Annotated in this window: 18 protein-coding genes and 1 other annotated feature; of the genes, 2 read left to right on the forward strand and 16 right to left on the reverse strand. The window is 31.4% G+C overall.

Annotation, left to right across the window (positions count from 1 at the left end):
* Positions 1 to 10 precede the first annotated feature (10 nt).
* Positions 11 to 4,024: an FtsX-like permease family protein gene (locus tag KQI68_RS00770; protein WP_246541199.1), complete on the reverse strand. Its 4,014-nt coding sequence runs from the start codon at positions 4,022 to 4,024 to the stop codon at positions 11 to 13.
* Positions 4,018 to 4,719 carry an ABC transporter ATP-binding protein gene (locus KQI68_RS00775; protein ID WP_216548065.1) on the reverse strand — a complete coding sequence of 234 codons (702 nt, stop codon included), beginning with the start codon at positions 4,717 to 4,719 and terminating at the stop codon, positions 4,018 to 4,020. The genes KQI68_RS00770 and KQI68_RS00775 overlap by 7 nt, the downstream gene beginning before the upstream one ends.
* Positions 4,720 to 4,861: 142 nt before the next feature.
* Here KQI68_RS00775 and KQI68_RS00780 point away from each other — a divergent pair, with 142 nt between their 5' ends.
* On the forward strand, positions 4,862 to 5,446 hold the full coding sequence (locus KQI68_RS00780; RefSeq protein ID WP_216548066.1) for a TetR/AcrR family transcriptional regulator: 585 nt from the start codon (positions 4,862 to 4,864) through the stop codon (positions 5,444 to 5,446).
* A gap of 99 nt (positions 5,447 to 5,545) precedes the next feature.
* On the opposite strand, the gene KQI68_RS00785 is transcribed toward KQI68_RS00780, so the two are convergent.
* From KQI68_RS00785 to KQI68_RS00820, 8 genes are all read right to left on the reverse strand, one after another.
* Positions 5,546 to 7,993, reverse strand: a complete 2,448-nt coding sequence (locus tag KQI68_RS00785) for an FAD-dependent oxidoreductase (RefSeq protein WP_216548068.1) — start codon at positions 7,991 to 7,993, stop codon at positions 5,546 to 5,548.
* Positions 7,993 to 8,289, reverse strand: a complete 297-nt coding sequence (locus KQI68_RS00790; protein ID WP_216548070.1) for an ArsR/SmtB family transcription factor — start codon at positions 8,287 to 8,289, stop codon at positions 7,993 to 7,995. The genes KQI68_RS00785 and KQI68_RS00790 overlap by 1 nt, the downstream gene beginning before the upstream one ends.
* Positions 8,290 to 8,406: 117 nt before the next feature.
* The gene (gene smpB / locus KQI68_RS00795) at positions 8,407 to 8,862 is read right to left on the reverse strand and encodes an SsrA-binding protein SmpB (RefSeq protein WP_216548072.1); all 456 of its coding nucleotides are present in this window, start codon (positions 8,860 to 8,862) and stop codon (positions 8,407 to 8,409) included.
* Positions 8,855 to 10,957, reverse strand: coding sequence for a ribonuclease R (gene rnr, locus KQI68_RS00800; protein ID WP_216548074.1), 2,103 nt, complete (start codon positions 10,955 to 10,957; stop codon positions 8,855 to 8,857). Before rnr ends, smpB begins: the two co-directional genes overlap by 8 nt.
* Entirely contained in the window at positions 10,958 to 12,130 is a 1,173-nt protein-coding gene (locus tag KQI68_RS00805) for a D-alanine--D-alanine ligase family protein (protein ID WP_216548076.1), read from the reverse strand.
* Positions 12,131 to 12,133: 3 nt separating this feature from the next.
* Positions 12,134 to 13,687, reverse strand: coding sequence for a UDP-N-acetylmuramoyl-tripeptide--D-alanyl-D-alanine ligase (locus tag KQI68_RS00810; protein WP_216548078.1), 1,554 nt, complete (start codon positions 13,685 to 13,687; stop codon positions 12,134 to 12,136).
* A gap of 9 nt (positions 13,688 to 13,696) precedes the next feature.
* Positions 13,697 to 14,467 carry an alpha/beta fold hydrolase gene (locus KQI68_RS00815; RefSeq protein ID WP_216548080.1) on the reverse strand — a complete coding sequence of 257 codons (771 nt, stop codon included), beginning with the start codon at positions 14,465 to 14,467 and terminating at the stop codon, positions 13,697 to 13,699.
* Positions 14,454 to 14,855, reverse strand: coding sequence for a hypothetical protein (locus tag KQI68_RS00820; protein ID WP_216548082.1), 402 nt, complete (start codon positions 14,853 to 14,855; stop codon positions 14,454 to 14,456). Before KQI68_RS00820 ends, KQI68_RS00815 begins: the two co-directional genes overlap by 14 nt.
* Before the next feature lie 108 nt (positions 14,856 to 14,963).
* Here KQI68_RS00820 and KQI68_RS00825 point away from each other — a divergent pair, with 108 nt between their 5' ends.
* Positions 14,964 to 15,203, forward strand: a complete 240-nt coding sequence (locus tag KQI68_RS00825; protein ID WP_216548084.1) for a glutaredoxin family protein — start codon at positions 14,964 to 14,966, stop codon at positions 15,201 to 15,203.
* Between the two features lie 118 nt (positions 15,204 to 15,321).
* On the opposite strand, the gene KQI68_RS00830 is transcribed toward KQI68_RS00825, so the two are convergent.
* From KQI68_RS00830 to KQI68_RS00855, 6 genes are all read right to left on the reverse strand, one after another.
* Positions 15,322 to 16,206, reverse strand: coding sequence for a hypothetical protein (locus tag KQI68_RS00830; RefSeq protein WP_216548086.1), 885 nt, complete (start codon positions 16,204 to 16,206; stop codon positions 15,322 to 15,324).
* Between the two features lie 733 nt (positions 16,207 to 16,939).
* The gene (locus KQI68_RS00835) at positions 16,940 to 18,052 is read right to left on the reverse strand and encodes a 5-methyltetrahydropteroyltriglutamate--homocysteine S-methyltransferase (RefSeq protein WP_216548088.1); all 1,113 of its coding nucleotides are present in this window, start codon (positions 18,050 to 18,052) and stop codon (positions 16,940 to 16,942) included.
* A gap of 68 nt (positions 18,053 to 18,120) precedes the next feature.
* Positions 18,121 to 18,341 (reverse strand) — a binding site (T-box leader).
* Between the two features lie 74 nt (positions 18,342 to 18,415).
* Positions 18,416 to 18,820 (reverse strand): hypothetical protein, encoded by a 405-nt coding sequence (locus KQI68_RS00840; protein WP_216548090.1) that lies wholly within the window; start codon positions 18,818 to 18,820, stop codon positions 18,416 to 18,418.
* Between the two features lie 62 nt (positions 18,821 to 18,882).
* The gene (locus KQI68_RS00845; protein WP_216548092.1) at positions 18,883 to 20,484 is read right to left on the reverse strand and encodes a potassium/proton antiporter; all 1,602 of its coding nucleotides are present in this window, start codon (positions 20,482 to 20,484) and stop codon (positions 18,883 to 18,885) included.
* A 94-nt stretch (positions 20,485 to 20,578) separates the two neighbouring features.
* A complete protein-coding gene (locus tag KQI68_RS00850) occupies positions 20,579 to 20,860 on the reverse strand; it encodes a hypothetical protein (protein ID WP_216548094.1) in 282 nt (93 codons plus the stop codon).
* Positions 20,857 to 22,047, reverse strand: a complete 1,191-nt coding sequence (locus KQI68_RS00855) for a pyridoxal phosphate-dependent aminotransferase (RefSeq protein ID WP_216548096.1) — start codon at positions 22,045 to 22,047, stop codon at positions 20,857 to 20,859. The genes KQI68_RS00850 and KQI68_RS00855 overlap by 4 nt, the downstream gene beginning before the upstream one ends.

Consider the following 22,047-nt stretch of genomic DNA (forward strand, 5'->3'; position numbering starts at 1 on the left):
ATTTTATAACTTATTCATTAGATTTTAATGCACCTAGTGGATTTATTTTCTTTATTCTAAAGTGGAATATTACCATTATCACAACATTTACAAGAGCTGTTATTATTGCTGATAGGATAAATGGTTTTGCTGAGAGGTCTTCTGGTAGCATCGCCATAAATGGCACTACTATTTGAAGCACTCCGTAGTGGAGGAATTTTCCTACTACTAGTCCAATTATTATTCCTATTACTGCTAAGATGTAAGTTTCTTTGTAAATATATGATGTTGTTTCTTTTGGATAAAATCCTAAGACTTTTATTGATGATATTTCTCTTATTCTTTCTTCTACATTTATGTTTGTAAGGTTGTAAAGTACGACAATTTCAAGTATCACAGTCATTATTAAAATTATAAGCTCAACTTTTGATATTGAGTAAAGGAACTGATTGATTATTCCCTTTAAGTCATCAAGTGTCTGTGCATTCATGACTGATTTGTTTTCTATTATGTCATTTGCAAATTTATCCAAGTCTTCTTTGTCGTCTGATTTTATTAAATCTGTGTTTAATACTAAGTCAGAGCCTGTTAATTTTTCAAAGTAATTTTTGTCCATATAGATGTTGTGACCCATGTAGTACTGACAAATTCCAGATACTTCTACTTCAAATTCATTTCCATAGACATCTCTTATTTTAATGGCGTCTCCAGGTTCGATATTCTTTAGTTTTGAAAGCTTTTCTGTTATTATTGCTCCCCTCTTTGGAATTTCCATCTCTTCTGATGTCTTATAGTCATAAATTTTATTGAAGTTTTTAAATTCTTCATTGTCCCCTGGAACTATTACATTTACATCTTGATCCATTTCATCGTAATCGACAGTAAATAATTCTTGATAAATTTCTGTGTAGTCGTAATTTTTTGAGTCAACAATTTTTCTATAATCTTTGTACTCATCTTCAAACATTTCTTTTTCATAAAGCACTGAAAGATCGTAATTTAAAATATTTTCAAATTGTCTTGGCTCAATTTTTGAAACGGACTCTGCAATTCCGTAACCTAGTACAAGTAGTGCAGCACAGCCCATTACTCCAACAACTGTCATAAACATTCTCTTCTTAGACAAGAATAAATTTCTTGCAGTTACTTTTGATAAAAAGCTCAAGTTGTTCCAAATAAATGGAATTTTTTCAAGTAAAATTCTATTGCCTTTTACTGGTGGCTTTGCACGAAGTAGACTCGCTGTGTTTTCCTTTAGAATTTTATTTAGTGTTAGTATTGCTGCAACTGTTGTAAATAAAAATCCTACAACTATTGCAAAAATCATTCTAAGTGGGAAAAGTGTAATTAATAGATTGTTTTCAAAAATAGTCTTTGTTGAATAAGCATTTCCTATGATTGATGTGATAATCAGCGACCCACTAATTGCTCCTAATATTCCTCCAATAAGTGATGCAAGTGCTCCATAAAGTAAAAACTTCTTAGAAATTTCTTTATTTGTATAACCGAGAGCCTTGTAAGTTCCAATGATTGTTCTATTGTCATCAACCATTCTAGTCATTGTTGTAAAACAAACTAGAAGTGCAATTGCAAAGAAAAATATTGGAAAAATTAGTGAAAGCCCATCTACTCTTTTTGAGTAGTCGATATAGGTGTTAACTCCACCTGAAAGATGTCTTGGAGTTATTGAGTATCTAGGCTGTTTTATAAGGCTTAGATATTTTCTTCCGTCTGCAATTTTTTCTCTTGCATCAGAAATTTCTCCATCTGCCTTTTCTTTGTTTTCATCGTACTCGCTTTGTCCCTTGTTTAAATCTCTTTCAGATTTGTAAAGTTTATCTCTTGCTGAATCCAGTTCTTCTTTGGCACTTGCAAATTCCTTGTTGGCTCTTTCTTCTCCTCTATTGAGCTCACCTTGTCCACTTTTGTATTTTTCCTTTGCAGCATCAAGTTCTGACCTGCCATCGATGTATTTATTGTAATTTTCGTCGTATTCTTTTTTGCCTTTTTCGTATTCTCTTTCGCCATCTCTTAGCTTTTCTTCTGAAGAGTCAATTTCCCTTTTTGCCTTTTGAAGTTCAAGCTTTGCGTCCTCTAGCTTTCTTTTATTAGCTTCAATTTCGCCCTTGCTCTTTGCAAATTCTCTCTCGCCTTTTTCTGCTTCGATTATTCCTTCTTGTAATTGTTTTTGACCTTCATCAAGCTGAGTTTTTGATGCATCAAGTGTTGCCTTTGCCGATGCAAGTTTTTTCTCAGATTCATCGATTTTTGCAATTCCGGCTTTTCCCTCTGCGATTTTAGATTTTAATGAAGCAATATCTCCATTAAATCCTGGAACTTGTTTTGAAATTTCTGCAACTATATTATTAAGTTCCGCTTTTGATGTTTTTAAAATCTCAGCCTTTTGGTTTAATCCTTCTAAATTTTTATTTAGCTCGACTTTACGAGAGTTTAAATTTTCAATCTCACCTTGAACTCTCGCCTTTTCTTCTTCTGGAAGTTCTGGGTTTGCAAGGGAATTATTTAGAGCGGCAATATTTTTATCAATTTCAGAAATTCCTGCATTTACTTCTGCTATTTGCGTGTTAGTCCTTTTTATTTCATCATCAATTGTTCCGTATTTCTCTAGGGCCCCCTCTGCAGCGGAAATTACTTCTGAAGCTGTATAAATTTTACTCTTTGCATCTTCGTAGCTATTTGCGCCCATTTCGCTTACAAGTCTTTGTTTACCTGCTTCAAGTTCATTTAGCCCTCTTAGGTATTCATCGCGACCATTATTATATTTTGCAAGTCCATCTTCTAATTTTCTTTTGGACTCTTCAATTTTTGCCCAGCCGTCATCAAGTTTCTTTCTGCCATCTTGAAGCTGCTCTTCTCCTTGCTTTAAAGCTGTTTCAGATGATTCAAGCTGACCTAAACCTTTCGAGTATTCATTTTTTCCATCAGATAACTTAGTTTTTCCATCTTCGATTTCTTTTTTGGCATCGTCAAGTTTTTTCTTTCCATCTCGAAGTTTTTCGTAGCCTGATATTAGTTCTCTTTCGCCATCGTCTATTTCAACTGAAGCCTTGTAGAGTTTATTTCTAGAAGTTGCAATTTCATCTCTTGTTTTTTTATTTTCTCTATTGTATTTGTCTAAGCCCTCTCTATACTGACTTTTTCCTTCATTTAAAGCTTCTCGACCGCTGTCAAGTTTGTCCTTTGCATTGGAAAGCTTAGTTTCTGCATCAGAAATTTTTACTTCAGCATCATCAATTTCTTCACTTATATCTCCCTGAATTTTAATTAATCTTTCCTTAGGTCTATTCTTTAAATCAATTTTAAGTGCACGAGTTTTCTTCTCCATATAGTCCACATACTGGGAGTCTGATGTTGCAAGATTTTCTGTTCCAATGTATTTAATCTTACAAATTGTGGGATTGCCATTAAAATTATTATCGTCAATATATGCAAAGTGCGAAATTTTTCCATATCCTCTTTCAGAAAAAGTCTGTGCAGTCTTATCTAAATAGTCAATTGCATGTGCAAAGCCTACAATTGTATAGGAAAGACGTTCTAAATTATTGTCGTCATCTCCATCATCATCAGGTTTAAAAGAAATAGTATCTCCAAGTTTATATCCAGATTTTTTCATCTCTGAATCCACTACAATTTCATTTGACTTTTTTATATTTCTTCCCTCTATAATTTCAGGTTTTGAAATTTCATAGGGCATATTTAAAATTTTTACAACTGTTGAGTCGCCAGTTATGAAAAGATCCTTGTCAAATCCATATTCAATTTCAGAAATATCCTCATCAGATTCAATTATAGCTATGTCTTTATTTTCAAAGCCTATGGGACAAGTTATTTTCATATCTTCTTGATTTAAATCTACTATTTTGTCCTCAATTGTATTTCTCATGATTTTCCCAGTGCTTATTAGTCCTGTCAAGACAAAAACTCCGAGGAATACAATAAGTATGATAGAAATAAATCTTGGAAGAGATTTTTTTATTTCCCTAAGACTGTCTTTTAGTGCAGCATTCACGCCATTACCTACCATTCTATTTCCATAATATCCTTTGGATTTTCATTTAAGTAAACATCTTTTATCTTTGCATCTGCAATTTCAATTAATCTGTCGGCAGATTCTTTAATTGCAGAGTTGTGAGTGATTACAACAACTGTGGTGTCTGTCTCTCTTGTAAGGTCTTGTAAAAGCTGTAAGATTTGCTTTCCTGTTTTATAGTCTAGTGCTCCTGTTGGTTCATCACATAGTAGGAGCTTTGGATTTTTCGCAATTGCCCTTGCAATAGAAACTCTCTGCTGTTCTCCACCAGATAATTGTGAAGGAAAGGAGTCAAGTCTTTCGCCAAGTCCCACAGATTCTAAAACTTTTTTAGGATCTTTTGCATCTTTTACAATTTGTGTTGCAAGCTCTACATTTTCAAGTGCAGTTAAGTTTGGGATTAAGTTGTAAAATTGAAACACAAAACCCATGTCGTATCTTCTGTAATCAATTATTTCTTTCTCATTTAGCTTCGCAATATCTTTTCCATCTACTATTAACTCTCCGCTTGAAGCCTTTTCCATGCCGCCAAGCATATTTAAAAATGTAGACTTGCCTGCTCCACTGGCTCCAAGTATAATTGCAAATTCATTTTTTTCTATTTCAAAATTTAAATTATCATTAGCAATAACATTTCTCTCGCCCGATGAATAAATCTTCGAGAGATTTTTTATCTCAATAAATGCCATAAAATCACCTTCTATAATTATATCAAAATATTAAGATTCTATTTAATGAACAACATGTTGATTCTTGTATAAAAATATTATAGAATGAGTTATGTTAAAAAACAATAATCACATTGAAGTGATTTGTTGATTAGGTGGTTTTATGAATAAGGAAAATGAAAGCAAATTAAAAATTAAAAATTCTTTTATAAATTTAATTTCCAAGAAGGGTTTTGATGCCTTAACTGTTACTGATATTGCAAGAGATGCAGAAATTAACAGAGGCACATTTTATCTTCACTACACAGACAAATACAATTTAATCGATCTTTTAAAAGAAGATATAATGACTGATTTGGAAAATATTTTTTACAGCGAAGTTGAAAATGAAAACACAAATATTGATGAAATTATTTCTTATAATATAATTTTAAAATCTATAAATTATTTAAAGGAGAACTTCGACTTAATTAGAGCAATGTTTATTGCAGAAGGCGAATCTAATTTCATGCTAAGTTTAAGAAATATTCTTGCGAATTTACTTTTTAGTAAACTTAAAGATTCAGCAGGACTTGATTTTTCTAACAGCCCTATAAAATTAGAATATTCTATAGAATTATTTCTTCACTCCATAATTTCTGTTATAAGTCTTTGGATTAGGAGAAATGGAGTTGAAACTCCAGAAGAAATTGCAGAGATTATTTCTATTTCTAAAAATATTGCACCTAAAAATTTGATTAGTGGCTAAAAATAATTTTTATAATTTATTAGTAATATTTAGTTTTATATTAGAAAGTATTTAAGGCCTATGTAAAAAAACACTCAGTATTTGAGTGTTTTTCTTAGTTTATATAAAAAGATTCATATTTGAATTGTCATTGTCTTCAAGCATCGCCGCAACTCCACCTACTTCGACTCCGTCTATTAATTCCTCTTTTTTTAGACCCATGACATCCATGGACATTTGACAAGCTGTCATTTTTACTCCTGCCTTTTGAGCATTTGATATTAGTTCCTCTAGAGATGAAACTCCCTTGTCTTTCATTACTTTCCTTATCATTTTTGAACCCATTCCAAAGAAATTCATCTTAGATAATCCAAGTTTTTTAGAAGATTTAGGTAACATCATGGAAAACATCTTTGACATGAAATCTTTTTTAACTTCTGGAGCATTTTCTTTTCTCAATATACTAAGTCCCCAAAAAGTAAAAAACATATTAACTTTATTTCCCATCGCTGCAGCTCCCGTCGCTATTATAAAAGAAGCTATAGCCTTATCTAAATCTCCATCAAATATAATCATTGTCTTTTCCTTGATATTGGTGGGACTTTGTTTTATTTTTTCAGTTTTCTTTCCCTTTTGAATTCTTGCAGAAAATTTTCCTTTATCCGAACTACTTTTTAATAAAGTATTACCTGTATTATTTGCCCATGATTTTATATCTCTTGCAAATCCTGGATCTGTAGCTACTACTTCTATTATTTCTCCAGGAGATAAATTTTCTAATGCTTGTGATACTTGAACTATAGGACCAGGACATGAAAGTCCACACACATTTAAAAATTTTACTTCTTTATCAACATCTTCATCTTTATTTTCGAAACTTTCAAATTTATCTTGTTCTGTTGACATATCTGAATAATTTGAAGATTCTTCTATGTCTGAATAAGTTCTATACCCACCTAAGATATTGTGAGCTTCATATCCTTTTTGTTTTAATATTCTCTCAACAATATAACCTCTGACACCTACAGCACAATAAATCGCATAATTTTTATTTTTATCAAGTTCGTCTAGTCTATTCCTTATTTCAGTAAGTGGCATAGATATTGCATCTTTCATCATCCCAGAAACCTGCTCAACTTCTTCTCTAACATCTAATATTGTATAATTTGATTTATTTTCTTTTAATTCCTGTAAAGTAATTGGTTCAGTTAATCCCTCTAATATATTTGTCGCCACATAACCTGCAAAATTAACTGGATCTTTTGCACTTGAATAAGGCGGAGCATAGCCAAGTTCTAAATTACTTAAATCATATACATTTCCATTAAAATATATTGATGTTGCTATTGTATCTATTCTCTTATCCACTCCGTCATAGCCTACTATTTGAGCTCCCAATATTTTCGCACTCTTGTCGAAAATTAATTTAATAGTCATTGGAAGCGCTCCTGGATAGTAACCTGCGTGAGACATTGGGTGAACTAGGGAGATAAAATAATCCTCTTTGTATTTATAGCCATTTTTATTGAGCGTTTTTTCATTTGAACCAACTGTTGCAACTGTCATGTCAAATACTTTAGCAACACTTGTTCCCATTGTTTTTTTGTAAGGGTCCTCTTTTTTTGATAAAATATTTGACGCTACAGACCTTCCCTGTTTGTTGGCAGGACCAGCTAAAGGAATCATAGTATCTGTACCTAGTATAAAGTCTTTTACTTCAATTACATCTCCAACTGCATATATATTTTCATCAGATGTTTGTTGAAGTTCATTTACTTTTATGCCACCTTTTTCATTTAATTCAAGTCCTGCATTTTTTGCAATTTCACTATTTGGTCTGACTCCAATAGATAAAATTGTCATATCTGTTTCCAGTTTTTTTCCAGATTTTAATTTTATAATTTCTCCACTGTTTTCTGTCCCATCAAATCCTTCTCCAAGCATTAGATTTATGCCTTTATTTTCTAAGTGATTTTCTAAAATTTTTGCCATATCTTTATCAAGTGGTGGCATAACTTGATTAGACATTTCAACTAGAGTTACTTCAAGACCTTTTTCATATAAATTTTCTGCAGTTTCAAGACCAATGAATCCTCCGCCTACTACCACTGCTTTTTTTGGTTTTTCTTCTTCTATAAAGTTATAAATTGCATCTACATCTGGAACTGTCCAAAGTTTAAATATATTCTTTTCATTTATTCCTTGAACATCTGGGATGAAAGGACTTGATCCTGTTGATAAAAGTAATTTATCATAATTTTCTTCGTATTCTTTTCCACTTACATGATTTATAATTTTAACTTTTTTATTTTCTTTATCTATTGATAGAACTTCATTTTCCGTCCTAATTTCTATATTATATTTATCTTCGATTGATTCTTTAGTTGTTACAAAAAGAGAATCTCTCTGTTCAATTGCCCCACCAATATAATATGGAAGACCACAATTTGCAAAACTTACATACTTTCCTCTTTCTAATAAAAGAATCTCAGCATTTTCGTCAAGCCTTCTAAGTCTTGCTATTGCCGTTGCACCTCCAGCAACCCCTCCGACAACTATTATTTTCATTATGCACCCCTCATTATCACATTTACAATTGAAATCACATCTTCTCTTTCAATTGAATAGTAAATTAAATTTCCTTCTTTTCTCGCTTCAACTATTCCCAAGTCTCTAAGTTTTGATAAATGCTGAGATAAATTTGATTGAGTTACATCCATACAATCCACTATTTCAGTGACATTTTTCTCTCCTTCATTTATCAACTTATCAAGTACGCATAGTCTAACTGGATGAGCCATTGCCTTAACTAAGCTTGCTCTGTCTTCTATTAATTTTTTATGTTCTTTTGAAACTTTTTCCAAAATAAACTCACCTCTAATATTTAACTATATTAGTATATTAGCAATTTCTAATATGCTTGTCAAGTTAATATTTTTTTTATTTATATAGTAGAAATTAGATTAAAAAATAAGCACTCATCAGTACTTGAGTGCTTGGCGAAGTTTTTTATCAACTTCTCTTTTCTTAATTGTATCTCTTTTGTCCCAAAGTTTTTTACCCTTGGCCTTTCCTATTAGAACCTTAACTTTTCCCCTCTTTAAGTAAACTTTAAGTGGAATAATTGTGTATCCATCTTGAGTCTTTACCTTTTCAAGCCTTAAAATTTCTGACTTGTGAAGGAGAAGTTTTCTCTTTCTAACAGGATCGACATTGTAAATATTTCCCTGCTCATAAGGGCTTATGTGCATATTGTGCACGAATATTTCCCCATTTTTTATATCGCAATAGGAATCCTTTAAATTTATCTGTCCTGCTCTTATAGACTTAACTTCTGTACCCTTAAGTTCAATTCCAGCTTCATAAGTATCTTCTATAAAATAAAGATGATGTGCCTTTTTATTATTGGCTATTGCGTCATTTTTTTCTTTACTCAAAATTATCACCAACTATTTTGAAATCTATATTTCCCATATTTAAATCAACAGAGGCCACTTCAATTTCTAACTCATCACCAATGTGAAATTCAATTTTTGTCTCGTAGTCCACTGCCTTGTAATTTTCTTCATCAAATTCGTAATATCCGTCCATGGATTTGTAGCTCACAAGTCCTTCGATTAGATTTTCAAGCTCTACAAATATTCCAAAACTTGTAATTCCTGAAACACGTCCTGTATATCTTTCTCCAATTCTCTCAGACATATATTCAGCCATTTTTATTGACTCAACTTGTCTTTCTACATCTTGTGCAAGTTTTTCTGTGTTGGAAACTTGTTCTGCAATATCTGGAAGTTCTGCTTTTATTTTTTTTATATAGCCACTTGAAAGTCTGTCTTTTAAATGTCTTTTTATAATTCTGTGAATAGTTAAGTCAGAGTATCTTCTTATCGGAGAGGTAAAATGTGAATAGTGAGAAAAACTTAGCCCAAAGTGAATGTCATTTTCCGCTGAGTACTTCGCCTTTTGCATTGAGCGAAGTGTAAGAGTTGATATAAACATCTCCTCTGGCATGTCCTTTGCCTTTTTTAAAACTTTTTGAACATCTTTAGGTTTAACTTCATTGTCGTAATTTACCATGTAGCCCAAAGCTCTAATGTATGAGTTGAGTTCAGAAATTTTTTCTTCCTTAGGTCTTTCGTGAATTCTATACAGAAATGGAATTTCTTTGAAGTAATACTGTTTTGCAACGCAGACATTGGCAAGAAGCATGAAGTCTTCGATTAATTTATTGGCAACTCTTCTGTCTCTCTTGTGAATATCTGTTGGCCAACCTTTCTCATCTACTTCAATAATTACCTCTGGTATGTCAAAGTCAATGGCTCCATCATTTTCTCTCTTTTCTTGTAATTTTTTTGAAAGCTCATACATATTTGAAAGTATATCTTCAAGTCCTCTTATAGATTCGTGGACTTCGCCCTTTTCTAAGTAATCAGATACATTTTCATAGACAAGTCTTCTGTGAGAATTTATTACAGTTTCTTTTATTTCATAATTTATTATATTTGCATCTTTATCAAGCTCTGCAAGTACTGAAAGAGTAAGTCTATCCACTCCCTCGTTTAGAGAACAAATTCCATTGGAAAGTTCAAAGGGAAGCATTGGAATAACTTTGTTTAATAAATAAACTGAATTTCCCCTTTTGTATGCTTCTTCATCTAGCTCTGAACCTTCTTCAACATATTCTGCAACATCTGCTATGTGAACTCCAAGTCTGAAGTTTCCGTTGTCTAAAGTCTCAAGAGAAATCGCATCGTCAAAGTCCTTTGAATCAGCTCCATCAATTGTAAAAGTTACAAGATTTCTTAAATCAAGTCTGTTTTCGATTTCAAATTCTCTAACTTTTTGCGGGATTTGCTTTGCTTCTGAAAGTGCAGCTTTTGAAAATTCCATTGGAATATCCATTGCAATTGCAACACTTAGCACGTCTACATGTGGGTCTGTTGGAAATCCTAAAATTTCTATAATTCTTCCCTCTGGACTTTTATTTTTTTCAGGCCATTTTTCAATTTTTACTACAACTTTTTGGCCATCAATTGCACCATTCATTTTCTTTTTAGGGATGTAGATGTCCATTGCCATCTTGCTCTCATCAGAAATTACAAATCCAAAGTCCTTTTTCTTTTGAAATACTCCAACAACTTTGGTGTTATTTCTTTTAACAATACTTACAACTTTTCCCTCTGGCTTTTCTCCAGAAGTTTCAGAGTATTTTTTAACAATTACTGCATCGCCATTTAAAGCTGAATTTAAATTATCTCTAGCAATATAAATGTCAGTATCAAGATTTTCGCAAATCAAAAATCCAAATCCCTTAGATGTAGTTTGAACTTTTCCGTAAAAATATTTTTCATTGTCAACTATTCTGTATTTATTTCTCTTATCTAAAAAGATTCTGCCATCTTTTTCCAATTCTTCTAGTATCTTTATAAATTTTGACTTTTCTCTATTTTTAATTCCCAAATGTTTTAACAGTTCGTCTTCTTTTCTCGGTTTTGAATTTTCAATTATTTGTAAAATCTTTTCTTTAATCATTTATATTTTCGCTCCATAACTTGTCATATTGAATAAGTTAGAATCGTAGGAATAATTATTTTCTGCTCTTTCATCATGTCTTTTTCTTCCAAGTTCTATTAATTCTGTTATAAGATTTTTAATATCTAGTCCGTCAACTTCAAATAAATAGAAAGAAATTGATCCAGGAAGTGTGTTTATTTCATTTACATATGCTTTGTCATCTTTTACTAAGAAGTCAATCCTTGCAACTCCTGAACCGTCAATTGCTCTAAAGCTTTTCTTTGCAAGATTTTTAATTTCCTTTTCAAGTTCTGGGCTCAAGTCTGCTGGAAGTTTTTTGTTTTGGAATTTTTGTGATGACTTAGCTCCCTTTGATCCAGAAACATATTTATCTTCGTATTTTAAAAGGTCGTGAAAACCAAGTGGTTCTTCTGCTGCAGAAACTCTCAAGTCATTTTCATATCCTAGCACTGCAACATTTATCTCACGTGGCTCAACTACAGCTTCTTCTACAATTATTTTTCTATCATACATTGAAGCAACTTCAAGTGCCTTTGAAAGTTCAAGTGCATCTTTTACCTTTGAAATTCCAATTGATGAACCTAAATTTGCAGGTTTAACAAATAGTGGGAAGTTCAAATCTTTACACTTTTCTGTCACAGATTTTAAATTTTTAAGTTCTTCTTTGTAGAAATATTTGTACTTAGTCATTGGAATGCCCTCTGATTCAAAAACTTTTCTCATTGTTACTTTGTCCATACCAACTGCTGCAGACATTACGCCACAACCAGTGTATGGCATTCCCATAAGTTCAAAAAGTCCTTGAGTACATCCATCTTCGCCAAAAGTTCCGTGAAGTGCAAAGAAAATCATGTCTATTTTTTCATAAACTTCAATAGAATAAGTCTCAGGTTTAAAAAGTCCCTTTTCATTGTGTTTAATGTAGTATAAATTTCTATCGCCAAATTCTGGCTTAAAGAAAACTTCAGTTGCATCGTGGAAGTCCCCATTTTTGTATGATTTAAAGTTCTTTAGGCTTTCTCCTGATAAGAACTTTCCATTCTTATTTATATAAATTGGAATTGGATTGTATTTTGAACGATCCATATTTTCAATTATTTGCATGCCGGTGATAACTGAAACTTCGTGTTCAACAGATCTACCACCAAAAATTACTCCAATATTTTCCATAGATTACTCCTCGTTATAATTATCTGGCAAGTCATTTTCAAATAACACAACATCTCCTGCGTGAGAAATTTGTGCAAGTACAGTTGTGGCTTCATTTAGTGATGAAACTTGATATATTTTATTCTTGTCAAAACCCTTTTTAGTCATGCCTTCATAAATTGGCATTGTTCTCTTCTTCCCTACTAAAATTGCAAAGTCCACAACATCTGCCATGACCTCTCCAATTTTTTCATTTTCAGTAATTTCCATATCGCCAAGCTCAACCATGCCCGGTGTAATGATTATTTTTCTATGCTCTTTAAATTCTCTTAGCACATCAAGTGCCGCCCTAAATCCAACTGGATTAGAATTAAAAGCATCATCTATAACAATTGTACCATTACTTGATGGAATTAGTGAAAGTCTGTGTTCAACAGGCTCTACTTTCTTTATACCACTTGCAATTTTTTCAAGACTAAGTCCTAAAACATAGGCTGCAGTTGCTGCTGCAAGTAAGTTTGAAATATTGTGCACACCTAAAAGTTTTGTCTCGCACATTATTGAGCCAACTTTTTTAATGTGAAGCATAAAGTTTGAACCATTTTCTGTAACTTCAATTTTATCTGCATAGACATCTAGCTTTTCGATATCCTTAATTCCGTATCTATAAGTTTTCTTTTTAGTCTTATCTGCAAGTGGCTTTACATAATCATTGTCATAATTAAAAATTGCAATTCCATCTTCTGGCAAGTCTTCGATTAACTCATATTTAGTCTTTTGAATATTTTCAATAGTCTTAAAAAGATGCATGTGAGTTGGTCCAATTGCAGTTATAATTCCAATATCAGGTTGCACAAGTTCTGCAACTTCGTGAATTTCACCAGGCACCTTTGCGCCAAGCTCTGCAATAAAAACTTCTCTATCTCTTTCAAGTTCATTGTTTATAATTTTTGAAAGACCCATTGGCGTGTTAAAAGATGAAGGAGTGTTTTTAACCCTTAGTCCTTCACTAAGTATTGTATCAGATATAAATTTAACTGAAGTTTTTCCAAAGGATCCTGTAATTCCTAAAACTTTTAAATTTTCCTCTTCTTTAAACTTTTTAATCTTAGCTTGAGCCTGTTTATAAAATCCCATGTTGATTCTATCTTCCTTAGGCTTTGCAAGTTTATTTGATAAAATTAAAATTCTATATTGGTAAAAATAAACTAAGAACGAAAGAATAAGTGAAGCTAGCCCCCCAAAAAGTAAACTTCCTGTACGCAAATGAATAATACTTGACATAATCACTATAATTACAAATATAACAAAATTTACTTGTTTGTGTTTTTTTAAAAGTCTTTTTGCTCTGTCAGTCCATACAAGTGGAGTCTTTGGATTTTTCTCCATTTTGTAGACTAATTTATTCATCTTATCCTTATTATTTTTTAAAAATGTTTTGTATTCATTATTGTCGTATCCTTCAAGTTGAAGCATGTGAATTGGAAAATTGCTTCTTATATATGAATAAAAAAGTGCAACAATAATAATTACAAAATTTATAGCATCCATTGGCAAACCAGATAAAATATATTCCATTAAATTCTCCTATCCTAAAAAGTTATTTATTACTGCATTAAAAGTTCCATAATCATCGAGATAGGAATAATGTCCTGCATTCTTTAATACAACAAGACCTGAGTTTTTGATTTCCTTTTCAAAAATTTCTCCCATATAAAGTGGAGTTGCATCATCATTTTCGCCCCATATAAGTAGAGTTTCTGCATCAATATTTTTAAACTCTTCCCTTGTCGATTCATTTACAACTTTTACAAAGCATTTTCTCATTATCCCATCAGCTGCTTGATAATCATCTGAACCATGGCTTTTATAAAATTTCTTTAAACTCTCTTTGTCATTTCCATGAGTTAGCATATAAATTTTCTTTGCAAGCTTAAAACTATATACCTTGATATAATAAGACAATTTCCTCTTAGGAATAACTCCCGATGCATCAATTATAATGAGTTTTTCAATTAAATTTTTATTTTTTGATCCAAGTATTGTAAGAGTTTTTCCTCCAAAGGAATGACCAATAAAAGTTGCTTTCTTTATATTAAACTTCTCTAAAAAAGCTAGGAGAAATTTGTAGTAATCATAAGTTCCCATAACCTCAGTGGGATTATCGCTATCTCCAAATCCTGGTGCATCATAAGCATAAACTGTGTAATCCATTGGGATAGAATTTACAATTGGCATAATTGATTCAATAAATGCACCCCAACCATGAAGTATGACTACAACTCTATCTCCGCCATCTCTTTTTATATATGCAGTTTTTATATTATTTATCTCTACAAAATCTTTATTTACTTTCATCACTATCTTCTATAAATATTATAGACCCTTCACCTTCATCATCTTTTTTAATTTCCTCATCTTGAATCAAGGAAATATCATCTGTGTTTATATTTTTATTTATTTCATAACCCATCTCTAGAGAAGAAACTCTTGAAGTATGTCTTTCTATTTCTTTTACAATTTCTTCTACATCAAGGTCTGAATTTTCATTTTTCATAAGTTTATAACTATGAACTCCGAGCTTTTCATATAAATCTGAGAGAATTCTCTTTTCATTTAAGATTTCATATTTTAATTTCGCCGCTTGTTTTAAATCCTGCGACTCATTTAAAAGTTTCTTAGACAAAAATTCTAAATTTTCTCTTATATCTTTTAAATTTTCATCAAGATTATCAAAAAATCCCAAAAATATCACCTCGAATCTATGTTATTATATCAAAAAATAGCCATCTTTTAAATACTTCTAACTGTTTATGTTATCTTGATATGGGTAAATTATAAAGGGAGGTAGATTATGGAAAAATTAACACTTTATGTGGGTACAACTTGCCCATTCTGCAAAAAAGTTGAACAATTTATGGACGAACACAATATTGATGGTGTAGAAATTAAAAATATTGACGAAGATAAAGAAGCAAGAGAATACCTTGTAGAAAAGGGTGGCAAGAAACAAGTGCCTTGTCTATTTATTGGAGACAAACCTCTTTACGAATCTCTTGATATTATTAAATATCTTAAGGAAAATGTAGCTTAATTAAATTTCAATTATTACAACGAGCAGACCTAAGGGTCGCTCGTTTTTTCCTTTTGTTTTAAAACATTTTTCTGACCAGTACCTGAAATCACATTAACACATCAAAAAAGAGAAGGAATTACCTTCTCTTTTTGTTTTTATTTCTATTTCTCTTTTGTCTTGATATCAAGATGTTTTTTTCCTTTAAGATATAATAAGTATTTATAATTAGATTAATAACATTGCAAAGAATTATAATATTATTCATAAAAGTGCCAGGTATAAAATAACTTGAAAGCACAATAAAAGAAATAATTGTAAAAATATCAACAAAGTACTCAATATAGAGTATCCTTGAAAGAATTGTGTTCTCAGACATTTTAAGATTTGCCCTCAATACATTTATAAAAAACAAAAACATTATAAAAGTATAAGTGACAACGGAAATGTCAATTGTCGCCGTAATTATATATATTTGCAACATAAAAAACATTGTAAACAGCGTTACAAGTAAATAAATTGCATATTTTCCAATTTTAAAATCCTTGGATTCGTAAAGATTTTCAATATCCCACTTTTGCATCAATGCCTTTAAAATCTTCGTAGTCTTAATTTTTTCACAAATCCACGAAGGAAGTAAACTAAGGACAAAGATGCTAATTAAAATTGTCTTGAAAAGATCATATAAATTTATATTTTGTAATCTATTAAAATAATTAAAAACAAATAAAATAAAGCCTATTACAGCAGAAGCTGTAAGCATCTTTAAAAAACCTATAAAAAGCTCGTAATTTTTGCCACTTAATAAAAAATTTCCAATATCAGTGTAATTGCTAGCAAATTCATAGGGGTTTCCCATTTTATTTAATTCATTTTTTAAATCTTCTTCAGTAAAGTTTCTATCTAATCTATCAGTTAAAATACTCAGAAAATCCTCTTCAGCCTTTCTTTGCTTGTCATAAGGAATGTATCTTTGTAAATAATATATATATCTATCGACGAGTTCATGTTCTTTTAATTTCATAAAATCATCCTATCTAATAATTATATTATAAAGGATAGGGGATTCTTTTTAAATGATTTTGTGTGATTTTAAAATTTATATTTTTTTAATATTTTAAAAATTTATTATTAAAAGATAATCTTGGCTCTTCAAACGGGAGCTGTCCTTTCCTTTTAACTCCAAAATTTCTTAGGATATTATCTTTTAAGAATGAATACTAAATCTAATAAAAAGGGCTGTCCATTTCTTAATATTCTGTTTATTATATTCAAAATATAAATTTTATTTTTTAATTTTATTTTTGAATCCAAAGGATTCATTAATTAGGGGGAAGACTCTTGATTGTCTTCCCCCTAAAACCCCCTTTTCAACGCACTGAATGTCCAAAAAATAGACACATGCTAAAAATTAAAAACTCACTTACTTCACTCGTTCAAACAATTTAATTTTTTTAACGCATGTCTCTATTTTTTGCTTATGAAGCACAGTTGCCTACGTTTTGTAAATAATAAGGTTAATAAGAATATAACTACTTCTTAAAGTTTTAAAACTTAAATAGATTTTGCCAATAATTAACTAACTACTCGGTCGATAAGCAAATGAGCTGTCTCATTCATCCAGTTTCCAAACCAAATAGGACAGCCCCTTTTTATAAATTTATGCTTCTCTTTTATTATCTTTAATTTTCAATAACACTTCATTTCTATTTACAAGGGACAGCCCTCGGGCTTTTAATTCCCTATCGAAAAATAATTTAAATCAATACTTCTTCTGCAACTTCTCTAATGAGTGCTATCTTCTTCCATTGGTCTTCATCTTTTAAAGCATTTCCTTCTTCTGTTGAAGAGAATCCACATTGTGGCGAAATACAAATATTTTCTAGTGGTATAAATTCAGTGGCTTCTTTAATTCTTCTCTTAAGCTCTTCTTTGTCTTCAAGTTCTGGTCTTTTGCTTGTTACAATTCCAAGAACTACTTTTTTACCTTCTGGAATTTTTGCAAGTGCTTTAAAATCTCCACTTCTTTCGTCATCATATTCAAGATAAAATGCACTTACATTTTCCCTTGCAAGTACATAATCAGCTACATGATCGTATGCTCCTTTAAAGTGGAATGATGATTTGTAATTTCCCTTGCAGATGTGAGTTGTAATATTTAGTCCTTCTGGTGCATGGCTGATTGCCTTGTTGTTTATTTCAAGATAAATTTTCTTTAAATCTTCTGCACTTTTTCCATGTGCTTCGTATTCTTTTATTGCATCTTCATCTACAAGTGCACCCCATGTACAGTCATCAAGTTGAACATTTCTACATCCTAGTTCGTAAATTTCTTTGAAGAAATCTCCATATGCCGCAGCTATATCATCTACAAATTCTGATTCCTTTTCATAAACTCCGCCTTCTGTGATTTGTTTATACACGCCTCTTAAAAGTTGTGCAGGAGCAGGGATTGCTTGTCTTGCAACTGTGTTTTCATCTTCAAATTGTTTTACGAATTTAAAATGTTCTAAGAATGGGTGATTCTTTCCATCGACTTTTCCCACAATTTTAACTCCATCTGGACGAAGTGTTTCACCGTGGAATTTAATTATTTCATCTCCAGTTAATTCGTATTTTTCAATACCGTTAATTCCCCAGAAAAAGTCGTAATGCCACCAGCTTCTTCTAAACTCACCATCAGAGATAATTTTAAGTCCTGATTCTTTTTGTTTTTCAACAAGTTTAGTAATTTCTCTGTCTTCTACTTCTCTTAATTCATCTGCAGAGATTTTTCCATCTCTAAAATCTTCTCTTGCTTGTTTTAACTCCTTAGGTCTTAAAAAAGATCCCACTACATCGAATTTACTTGGTGCTAAAATATTTGCCATTTTTACTCTCCTTTTATTTTTTTTATTCTTGAGAAAGCAATAAAAAAGTCCTTACTGTTCAATTGAACAATAAGGACGAAATTTTTCCGCGTTACCACCTATTTTGCATAAAATGCCACTCTCAAGTACCAACATACTCTAGCTCTGTAAGGGGAGCTCCCCTATAAGTCTAAATATCGACTCATCCCATCAGAGGCCATGTTCATCTAATAGCTCTTTTGCCCTTCTCACCTAACGGGCTCTCTGTAAAAATTACTTACTAAATTACTCTTCTCATTCTTTGGTTTAAATTGGTTTTAATTTTTCATTATCATAGCATCATAATTTTTAACTGTCAACACTTATTTCAAAATTTTTTTATTTTTAATTTAATTTTTTTAAAATTTCGTCAACTTTTTCATCTAAATCCATTAGATTTTCTCTAATTTCTTTGATTTCTGAGTTGACCCTCAAATCAGTAAAAATATTGTCAAAAAATATATCAAAAAAATTATCCCAGCCTGTATCAGAAATTTCACTTTCAAAATTTATATCTACATCAGAAAGTTCTTCCTTAGCTACCATTAGTTTTGATTGTAATCTCTTTAAGTCGCTATTAATATCTTTTATTTTATTTCTTTTAACCATGCTTGTAAGCATTGAGTCCATAAAAATATCTGCAATGCCCCATCTCTTGGCGTTGTTAACTTTATCAAGAATATGTCCAATTTCTTCTTTGACATCTAAAAGTGCAGCTTTAGCTTCATTAATTTCTTTTAAATCGCTCATATTGTCACCTCAACTTATCTTTACCCAAATTATAAAAATAAAAGACTGCAAGAGCAGTCTAATTATTCTGGATCAGCTATTTCATTTATTTCTTTTGAAATGACAGCCCTATCTCCAGGATTTAAAATTGTATTTCCCCTAGGAACTATAATGTCACCATTAGGTTTTTGAATCATTATTATAAGTTCATCTTCATCAATGTCAATATCTTTAACTTCTTTATTAGACCATTTATGATTTTCGCCGATTTTTATTTCAAGTAAATCTTGACCAGTCTTGTCAAAATAGGCTTCTCCACCAATTACAATTGTGTCCCCATCGTGTAAAACAGTGTTTCCTCTTGGGACAATTGATTTATTGTCTCTTTCGATTTTTGCAATAATGACATTAAAGGCAATTTGAATCTCGGAAATTTTTTTGTCGACCCATGGTGATGCCTTTGTTACAGTTGTCTTAATAAATTCAATTGCAGTTTTGTCTGAATAATAATTAAATGTCCTTAAAACTGAATCATTTGGATCAAACATATCCAGTTTTTTAGTTGCAAAGGGAAGTATTGTCCCTTGAATTAATAATGAGAATATACATATTACAAAGACTATGTGATAAACATCGATTGAAAGATTTGCTCCACTGTTTACAGCCATAATTGCAAAGGCAATAGCTGCTGCTCCACGAAGTCCTGCAATTGAGATTAAAGCAAGCTGATTCTTTTTCATTTTAAAGGGCGCCATTAATCCAAAAACTGAAATTGGTCTTGCGATAAATAACATAAATAGCATAACTATTAGCCCAACTGGAAGTGCTTTTAAAATCATATTCACATCAGATAAAAGTCCCAATAGGAAGAACATTGCTATTTGAAAGATTGATGAAAGTCCGTCGTAGAAAAATACAACATCTCTTTTCTTTTCAAATTCGTGATTTCCTATGTAGATTCCAAGAATGTAAAGTGCAAGGAAACCATTACCTCCCAGTGTTGATGTTATTGAATATGTCCCAAGCATAATAGTTGCTATAAATACTGAAAATAATCCGTCATCATCAAGGGATAAAATTTCTATTATCTTGAAAAATATTATTCCAAGTAAAAATCCTGCCGAAATTCCTATTACTACCTGCTTTAATACAAGTACTGGAACAGAAATATCAGTGCCCATAATAAGCGATAAGAAAACCATTGTCATAGTATAAGCAGTAGGGTCGTTGGAACCACTTTCAATTTCAAGAAGTGGTGCTGTGGAATATTTTAAGTTTAAATTTTTTGAAACTAGTATTCCCGATACAGATGCATAATCAGTTGATGCAACAACTGAACCAAGTAGCATTGATTCTAATAGGCTAAATTTTAAAATAAAATAGCAAAATCCTCCAGTTATAAACGCAGTTAGCACAACTCCAAGTGATGCCAAAACTATTGCCTCTTTGGCAGTAGGCTTTGCCATATTCCAATTTGTACCAAATCCGCCGTAAAACATAATAATCATAAGTGCAACTGTTGCGATTTGTTCTGCTATGTGAAAATCATTAAAATTTATTCCCATAGCTGAAAATACTACTCCCAAAAATAAGAATAATAACAGCGATGGAAGTCCTGATCTATTAGATACATTTGTTGCTATAATTGCTAAAAATAATACCACTGTAATAATTAATAAATTCATGCTTTCCTCCAATCCTATTTATTTTTAAAAAAAAGAGCCGCAAGTAGCTGCAGCTCCTTTAAACAATTATATCATACTTTTTAAATATAAATCACTAAATTCTATTTGCTGATCTAAAAACAACAAAAAGTACAGACATTAATGCATAAAAAATTAATAAAACTACAATAAGAGATTTGTTCTTATCAATGATTGCCATTATTAGAGAAAGTACTGCCACTAAAATTATTAAAACAATTTGGATTTGTCTTAAATAAAGATTAATTGAGCCCTCACTTGTCTTAATATATTGATTTGCAAGAACTGTAATCATTATAAGTGTGACAATTCCAATTATAACTTTTTCTAAAATCTTCTTTATCTTTTCTTTATTCATAGGCTATTATACGCCTCTAATCCAAGTCTTAAAATTTTCATACTTCTTCTTATGGCATCTTCATTTAATACAAAGGCAATTCTAACCATTTGCTTGCCATCTTCAGCGTCTTTAAAAAATCCACTTGCCGGCGCAAACATTACAGTTTCTCCATCTACGTCAAACTCTTCTAAAATCCATTTTGCAAACTTTTCAGTATCATCAACTGGAAGCTTTGGCATTACATAAAAGGCTCCCTTTGGTTTTTTTACAGTGACACCAGGGATTGCTATTAATTCTTCGTAGATTACATCTCTTCTTCTTTGATATTCTTTGTTTACAGTTTCAAAGTAATCTTTGTCTATTCCGTAAAGTTTTGAAGCTGCAAGTTGTTCAATAGTAGGAGCTGCAAGTCTACAGTTGCATAATTTATTAATTCCATCTAAAAATTCTTTATTCTTTGATGCCACAGATCCAACTCTTGCACCACAAGCTCCAAATCTCTTTGAGATTGAATCGATTAAAATTAAATTTTCTTCAATTCCATCGATTTCTCCAAAAGAAGTGTAGTCGTTGTCGTCATAGATAAATTCTCTATAAACTTCATCTGCCACAATGTATAGATTGTGTCTTTTTGCAACATTCACAATTCTTTCGATTTCTTCTCTTGAATAAAGAGCTCCCGTTGGATTTGTAGGATTAGAAAGAAGTATTGCTACTGTATTATCAAGCACACAATTTTCTATTGCGTCTTCTTCAGGAATTGCAAACCCCTTATCTGGATCAGTAGGAAATGCAGATATTTCTATGTCTAGTTGTTCAAAAATTGTGCTGTAATTTGTATAAAATGGATTAGTTGTAAGAACAGTATCTCCATCATCTGCTATTGTTTGAAATGTAAACATCAGTGCTTCACTTGCGCCCATTGTGATATAAATATCTTCTGGTTCAAAGTTTATATTTCTATTTTTATAGTATTTTGAAGTTGCTTCTCTTAACTCTGGCATTCCAGCTGAAGGAGCATAAGGAAGTGGTCCTCTTTCTAAATTTTCAAAAGTTTCGTAATATTCATCTGGTACTGGAACATCAGGAGCTCCAATATTTAGATGATAAATTTTCTTTCCAGCTTTTACTGCCCTGTCTGCGTAAGGAGATAATGATCTCACTGCAGAATAATGTACATTTTCTATTCTTTTTGATAATTTCAT

This window comes from Peptoniphilus ovalis, from assembly GCF_018919265.1.
GTDB lineage: Bacteria > Bacillota > Clostridia > Tissierellales > Peptoniphilaceae > Peptoniphilus_A > Peptoniphilus_A ovalis.